The organism is Rhizobium sp. P1_E6, assembly GCF_056405875.1.
On record NZ_JBFUBG010000159.1, the window covers coordinates 1 to 7,266 of the forward strand.

The 7,266-nt window shown below is 60.0% G+C and carries 7 protein-coding genes; all 7 read right to left on the reverse strand.

From position 1 onward, the window contains the following. Positions 1 to 689 (reverse strand): FAD-dependent oxidoreductase (locus AC1D35_RS34055; RefSeq protein ID WP_477942284.1); only part of this gene is annotated, 689 nt, incomplete at its 3' end. 12 nt (positions 690 to 701) lie between these two features. Next, positions 702 to 1,697 (reverse strand): aldo/keto reductase, encoded by a 996-nt coding sequence (locus AC1D35_RS34060; RefSeq protein ID WP_477942286.1) that lies wholly within the window; start codon positions 1,695 to 1,697, stop codon positions 702 to 704. Then, on the reverse strand, positions 1,694 to 2,698 hold the full coding sequence (locus AC1D35_RS34065) for a sugar-binding transcriptional regulator (protein WP_477853880.1): 1,005 nt from the start codon (positions 2,696 to 2,698) through the stop codon (positions 1,694 to 1,696). The genes AC1D35_RS34060 and AC1D35_RS34065 overlap by 4 nt, the downstream gene beginning before the upstream one ends. 1 nt (position 2,699) lies before the next feature. After that, positions 2,700 to 3,689 carry an ABC transporter permease gene (locus AC1D35_RS34070; RefSeq protein WP_113297279.1) on the reverse strand — a complete coding sequence of 330 codons (990 nt, stop codon included), beginning with the start codon at positions 3,687 to 3,689 and terminating at the stop codon, positions 2,700 to 2,702. Positions 3,690 to 3,717: 28 nt separating this feature from the next. Then, the gene (locus AC1D35_RS34075; RefSeq protein ID WP_477942289.1) at positions 3,718 to 5,262 is read right to left on the reverse strand and encodes a sugar ABC transporter ATP-binding protein; all 1,545 of its coding nucleotides are present in this window, start codon (positions 5,260 to 5,262) and stop codon (positions 3,718 to 3,720) included. A 62-nt stretch (positions 5,263 to 5,324) separates the two neighbouring features. Next, positions 5,325 to 6,353 carry a substrate-binding domain-containing protein gene (locus AC1D35_RS34080; protein ID WP_113312105.1) on the reverse strand — a complete coding sequence of 343 codons (1,029 nt, stop codon included), beginning with the start codon at positions 6,351 to 6,353 and terminating at the stop codon, positions 5,325 to 5,327. 363 nt (positions 6,354 to 6,716) lie between these two features. Next, on the reverse strand, positions 6,717 to 7,266 hold a 550-nt coding region (locus tag AC1D35_RS34085; RefSeq protein ID WP_477942291.1), incomplete at its 5' end, for an EAL domain-containing protein.

Sequence of the window (7,266 nt, forward strand, 5' to 3'; positions counted from 1 at the left end):
ATCGAAGTGCCCCCGATCGTGTCGCGGACCACGTATCGACCGTTCTCGTCGGCAGCGATTTCGGCATAATTCAGCGCCAGCGCCTGTGGTCCGGACGACAGGGCGTCGCCGATGAGTTCGATGCCGAGACGTTCGGGGTGACTGACCCAGGCGTCGTAGTAGGTTGCCGAACTCTTGATGTCGGGATTGAGCGCCGGCCAGTTGGCGAGCGTCTTGCGCCGTCCACGGAACTGGTGATGCGGCATTATTGCCCGACTGCGTGTCAGAAAATCGTAGATGCTGAGTCCGGCCTTGATCGCAATGGCGCCGCGCCGGCTTGGACGGCGCGTCAGTCCGAGGAAGCGGATGACACCATTGCCGAGCCCCGAGACGATATCGAAGACGGGAACGGTCGTCGGCAGCGGCGCAACGTAGTGGGGGGCGTTGCGCAACAACCTGTCTCGCTCGGCCAGAGATTCCTGGACGAGTTTGAACTCGCCATTTTCAAGATAACGAAGCCCGCCGTGTACCATGCGCGACAGCGCCGCGCTCGCTCCGGAGCAATAATCGTGTTTCTCGACGAGGAGCACACGCACGCCCTGAAGCGCCAGCTCCCGGAAGACGCTGATGCCGTTGATACCGCCGCCGATGACACACACGTCTACCTTCGGGCTCCGGCGAAGCCCGTCCAACGTCTCTTCACGATTCATGATGGCGATCCGTTACCTGTCCATGTCAGTCATTATCGCTGAAATGGCTGTATCGATGGCTGTCTGGTCGTCCGCATCCAGCCGAATGGTTCCGGCTCGAGCGTTGTCAAGCGCCTGCGCGGCATTTCGCGCACCGCAAAGCGCGAAAGTGACCCCGGGTTGAGCAAGGGTCCAGGCGATGACGGTCTGCGCGATGCTTGCGCTTTGTCTGTCGGCCACCGGCCGGATGGCGTCCGCAAAGGCCAGCGTCTTCTCGCGGTTGGCGGCTGAAAAGCGCGGATTGTCCCGTCGCTGGTCGTCACCTGAAAAGACTCGGCCGGGGCCGATTGCACCAGACAGAAGGCCGAGTGCCAGGGAGGAATAACTCAACGTCGCGATGCCGTTTGCCCGGGTCAAGGGCAGCAGATCGGCCTCGATATCCCGGTCGATCATGCTGAACCGCTCCTGGATGGCATCCAGACCGCCGACCGAAATGTAATCCCGAAGTTCATCAGTCCCCACATTGCTGGCGCCGATCGCCCGGATCTTGCCCGAAGCCTTCAGATCTTCCAGCGCCCGCATCGTCTCCTCGATGGGGGTCGTGGGATCCTGCCAATGGGTGATGTATAGATCGATATAATCGGTGCGCAGACGCCGCAGGCTTTCTTCGATTTCGTGGAAGATCGCATCACGGCCCAGATAGCGGTGAACCGGCTTTCCGTCCTGGTCGAAGAAATGCCTGCCCTTGTTCGTATGCCAGACAAGGCCGCATTTGGTGGCGATGACGGYCTTGTCGCGCCGGCCCGCAAGCGCCTTGCCGACGATCTCCTCCGATCGGCCAAGGCCATAGGCAGGTGCCGTGTCGATCAACGTGACGCCGGCGTCGAGCGAGGCGTGGATCGCGGAGATCGATTCCGCTTCGTCCGTGCCGCCCCACATCCAGCCGCCGATTGCCCAGGTGCCCAGGCCAACCGCCGAAGCGGCGACGCCGGACCCGCCAATGTCACGCATCAATTGCTGCCCGCTCATATACCCTCTCCCTTGCCATTCGCCAGAGCAATAACCCGGGCACCGGTCGCCTCGTCGGTCACGAGCGTATCGAGGTGATTGCCGCGCATGACGCTGAGGATCGGGCCTGCCTTGTTCGGCCCGCTTGCCACGCCGATCTTCGTCGGGATGGAGGCGAACTCGGAAAGGGTCAGGGAGACCAGCGATCGGTTGAGGCTGTAGTCGCAGACGTTGCCCCGATCATCGAGCAGATGCGCGAGCAGTTCGCACGAGGCGCCAGAGCGCTCGATCGCCGCTCGGTCGGTGCTGGAGGACGGATGCAGGTCGTAATAGCTGGAATCATCAGAGAGGATCGAGCCGATGCCGACGATCGCCACCTTCGCCTCTCGTGCCCGTTTGAAGACGTCGGCGACCGAACGCATGTTGATGAGCATTCCGCGCTCAGTGGCGCTGTCTGCAAAGAGCGGTGCATGGATCTGGAACGAGCGTCCGCCCAACCGGTCCGCCATCATTGTCGAAACGTGGTTGACGTCGGTGTAGTGCTTGCCCTGGACACAGCCCGTTGCCGGAATGACCTCGACATCCAAGCGGTGCTGTGGCTGGAGGCCTGCAACCACCGCGCTGACGCCCTTGCCGCCCGTGATGCAGATCGTATCCCCATCGGCAATTTCCTCGAGCAGTAGGCGAGCGGCCGCTTCGCCGACTGCCTGGAGGGCTGTCTGCGGATTGTCGGAGACGGTCGGCACTACTACGGCACGGCCGATGCCGCCGAGCGCCAGTAACTGTTCTTCCATATCGACGAGTGGCTCGACGGGCGACTTGATCTTGATCTCGACAAGGCCGAGCTGGCGGCCGCGCTTGATCAGCCGGTTGACGGTTGCATGTGAAATGCCGAGCCGGTCGGCGATCTGCGCCTGGGTCAGTCCTTCCAGGAAGTGCAGGACGAGGGCCTGATGCATCTGCCGGGCAATGACGATTTCTTCGCGTGGGGCAGAGACGGCTTTCGGTTTTGCAATCGGCATGTCAGACGGCCTTCCGCTTGTGCAGGAAATGGTCGATGGAAACGGCGGCGAGAAGGATACAGCCCTTGATCATGTCCTGCCAATAGACAGAGATGTCGAGCAGGATCAGCGAGCTTGTCACCACCGACAGAAGGGCAATGCCGAGAATGGCGCCGAGGATCGTACCAGAGCCTCCGCTCAAGGACGCACCCCCGATGACGGCGGCTGCGATGATGTTGAGCTCCATTCCGACGCCGAAGGTCGGGGTCGCTGCGCCGAAGCGCGACATGTAGATGACACCGGCGACACCCGACAGCGTTGCGCAGAGGACGGTCACCCAGAATTTGACCTGGTTGGTCTTGATCCCGGAATAGAGCGCCGCCTTCTCATTGCTGCCGGTATAGAAGACCTTGCGGAAGGCCGTCGCGCGGCGCAACAGGAAATCGAAGACCGCAACGATCGCGACGAAGATCAGGATCACGTAAGGGACGCCATGGAACGTGCCCTGCCCGACGGCCTTGAACGACGGCGGCAGCGTGAACAGCGAAAGCGGTGTCCCCTTTGTGATGATCAGACACACACCGCGCACGATGACCATCGCCGCAAGAGATGTGATGAAATGATTGAGCCCGATCACCGTGACGAAGAAACCCATGGCGCAGCCGATCAGCGCGCTGGCGAGAATGCCGACGAGCGACGCGCTCCACGGATCCAGTCCCATCAGAAAAAGCGATCCGGACAGGACCATCGAGAAGCAGACGACCGACCCGACCGAGAGATCGATACCGCCGACGATGAGAAGGATGGTCATTCCAACGACGACGATGCCCTCAACGGAAAACGACATCAGCATGGCCCGGAAATTACCAAGCGTCAAAAAATGCGGAGAGGCAAAACTCATGAGGACGCAGAGGGCGAGAATGATCGCGATAAGCCCCGCTTCCCGCATCGTCGCGAGCCGTCTCCATGAGGAGGGACGCTCCCTCGTCATTGCCAATGCGTGATCTGTCATTGAAAGGTCTCCCGTCCCCGATTCTTCTTCAGATGGCATGTTCTGATGCCTTCGATGGATTGTGTTGAGGGGCAGCGACCCCGGATGCGAGCCGCATGATCGCTTCTTCGGTCATCGCCTCGCCTTCGAGTTCGCCGGCCACCGTACCGTCGCGAATGACGATGGCCCGGTCGCAGAGGCCGAGCAGTTCGGGCAGTTCCGATGTGATGACCAGGATGCCGATGCCGGAGCGCGCAAGCTCGCGCAGCAGGCGATGAATCTCGGATTTTGCACCGACATCGATGCCGCGCGTCGGTTCGTCCATCAGGATGACCTTCGGATCGACCGCCAGTTGCTTGGCGATGGCGACCTTCTGCTGATTGCCTCCAGACAGCGACGAGACCGGCATGCCGATGCCGCCCATGCGAATGCCAAGGCGCCGTGCAAGGTTTTGTGCCAGCTCCGCCTCGGTTTTCGTGTTCAACAGCCCAAACCGTCCGGTCAGTGCCTTCAGATCGAGGGCGGCAACGTTCTGCGCGATCGACAGATCGAGGAACACACCGGACCCCTTGCGATCCTCCGACAGGTAGACGACCCCTGCCCGCACTGCATCTGCATAGGAAGCCACACGAAGCGGGCTGCCCGCGAGGATAACCTCGCCTTGCGTTGTGTGGCGCAACCCACAGATACCCTCCGCGATTTCGGTGCGGCCGGAGCCGATCAAACCGCCGATGCCGAGGATCTCTCCCTTGCGCAATTCGAAGCTGACGTTACGAAAACGCCTGTCGTCGCCAAGATTTCGGACCGCAAGAATGGCCTCGCGGGTTCGCTCTGCCACGGGCTGCTTTTCCGGATAGAGCTGAGTGATCTCGCGCCCGACCATGCTGCGAACCACGTCCTCCGCCGTTATGTCGGATGTCTTTTCGGTCGAGACATAGCGTCCGTCGCGGAAGACGGTGACGCGATCACAAAGGCTGAAGATCTCCGCCATGCGATGGCTGATGTAAATGATCGATATGCCATGCGCCTTCAAATCCCTGATGATGCCGAAGAGCACCTGCGCTTCGGCTTCGGTCAGCGCGGCAGTCGGCTCGTCGAAGAYGAGGACGCGGCAGTCGAGCGTCAGCGCCTTGGCGATCTCGACCAGCTGCTGGCTCGAGATCGGCAGCTCGCCGACCTTCCGGCGGACATCGATGGGAGCAAGACGGTTCATCACCGCCTGCGCCTCGCCCTCGAGCCTCGCGAAATTCATCAAGGGCGAACGCCGTCGGTTCGTCGCCGCCATGAACATGTTCTCGGCAACCGTGGCATCCGGGCAAAGTGCGATTTCCTGGTGGACAAGGCCTATTCCCAGGGATTGGGCAGAGGCCGGAGACGCAATCTCCACGCGTGCGCCATCAACGAGGATTTCCCCTTCGTTCGGCTGCAGCACGCCAGCGATGATATTCATGAGCGTCGACTTGCCCGCGCCGTTTTCGCCACAGAGCGCGTGCACCTCGCCCTTCTCGAGGCTGAAGGTCACATCCGTCAGCGCCTTGATCGCACCGAAGCGTTTGCTGACATTGCGTATCTCCAAAACCGGCGCCGGCATCATCGCATCCTCCCCTTGCATCGGCTGTCCGCGATTTCCCGATCCCGGACAGCCGTTTTGCAGCCCTATTCCTCGATACCCTTCGTACCGCGACGCTTCAGATACTTGTCCCAGTAGAAATCGTCGGCATTGGCGGCCGTGACGATGGACAAGCCGTTGTCGACGAAGGGAATGCTCATCGGATTGAAACCCGAGCGCTTGGCATCGTTCATCGGGTCGATCAGCTCCGGATGCTTGGCAAGCCACAGCATCATGAAACCCATGTAGCCCTGCATGCCCTGGTTCGGATTGATCGAGCCGAACACTTCTCCGGCCTTGATCATGTCGAGGATATTGGCATTGACGTCGGCGCACATGACGAGAATCTTGCCGCCGCTTTCCTTGTTGGCCTGTGCAGCCCCGATCGCCGAGTTTGCCTCCGGCATGAACACGGCGTTGAGGTTTGGATGCGCCTGCACCAGGCTCATGAGACCCTGATAGGCCTTGTTCGGATCCTGGTTCGACGCCGCGCGCCCGACGAGCTTCATGTCGGGATATTTTTCCTCCATGCGAGCGATGAAGGCCGCGATGCGCTTGTCGTGGTTATCCTGCCCCGGATTTTCCAGAACCGCGTATTCGCCCTTGCCACCGAGCTTTTCGGCAATCGCGTCGGCCGCATAGGTACCTTCGCGCGTATTATCCGACGTGATGAAGGATATGCGCTTGGAGAGCGGCGAGTCCGCGGCAAAGGTGACGACCGCCGTGCCCTGGTCGATCGCTCGGTTGATCGGCTCGATGAAGGGATCCGAATTCATCGGATGTACGAGAATGCCGGCCGGGTTCTGGGCAAGCGCCTGGTCGAAGGTCGCGATCTGCTTGTTGACGTCATATTCCGGCGTACCGGTATAAGCGGTCTCGCAGCCGAGCTGCTGACCTGCCTGCTTGAACATTTCATAGACCGGGAACCAGTATTCTACACCCGAAACCATGACGTTCATCACGTATTTTTCACCCGGCTTGCAGCGGAACGGATTTTCCGTTTCCGCGCTGGCTGCACCGGCCAAAAGCGTTGATGCAAGGACCGCCATCGCGGTCGTGCTTAAAAAATTGCGCAAGATTCCTCCTCGAGGCCGAAGCCCCTCCCGATATCCGTTGGCGCCGTTAGCGGGCGACCTGTGATCCCATGAAGTCCGGAATTCCTCCTCGAATTCCGGTGAGTGGAGATAATCGTAACGCCAGATGCATGTCAATATAATTCATGATGTGAAATATATTTCACGCCACCGCTGCGGCTCTCAATGTGGCCATGTCGCCTGCCGCTCGTTCGGTCGTCGGTGTCTGCGACGTCGGGTTGATTTTCAACCGGAAGCCGGAGCCATAGTCCTGTTTACGCTCGAAAATTAAGCTTGATCGCGCTGACGGGAATAAAACCACCGAGCCGCTATCGCGCAATCGCTGCTCTTAAAAGAGATCTGAACCTATGGCCCATTCCGAAACAGACGTTTGGAATCAAGGTTCCTGACCATGCTGAATGGCAGCACGTTATCAGCTTCAAGCTGAGCTGCCGGCGCGGGCCGTCCAATGAAATATCCCTGGATCTGGTTGATTCCGTACTGCTGCATCAGCCGCTGATGTTCGATGGTCTCGACCCCTTCAATGAGGATCCTCACGCCGCGATTGCGCAACAGGCCGATGATGTCGAGCAACATCCGCTTGCCTCTCTCCGTGTTGCAGTCATGGAGGAAGGATCGATCGATCTTGACGGTGTCGAATTCTATGAGGCGAAGCCACGAGAGCCCCGCGAAGCCCGTGCCGAAGTCGTCGAGCCAGACTTGAGCGCCTAGTTTTCTCAGGTCGCTAATGCAGCGAACCACATCCTGGTCGATTTCAAGCTCCATGCCTTCGGTAATTTCGAAAGCAAGCCGAGCGCCCGTCACGCCGAATTCTGCGAGTGTTGCTGCCACATAGGTAGCGAAACCCGGCATCTTAAGTTCAATCGGCGAAACGTTGACACTAGCAACCTGTATG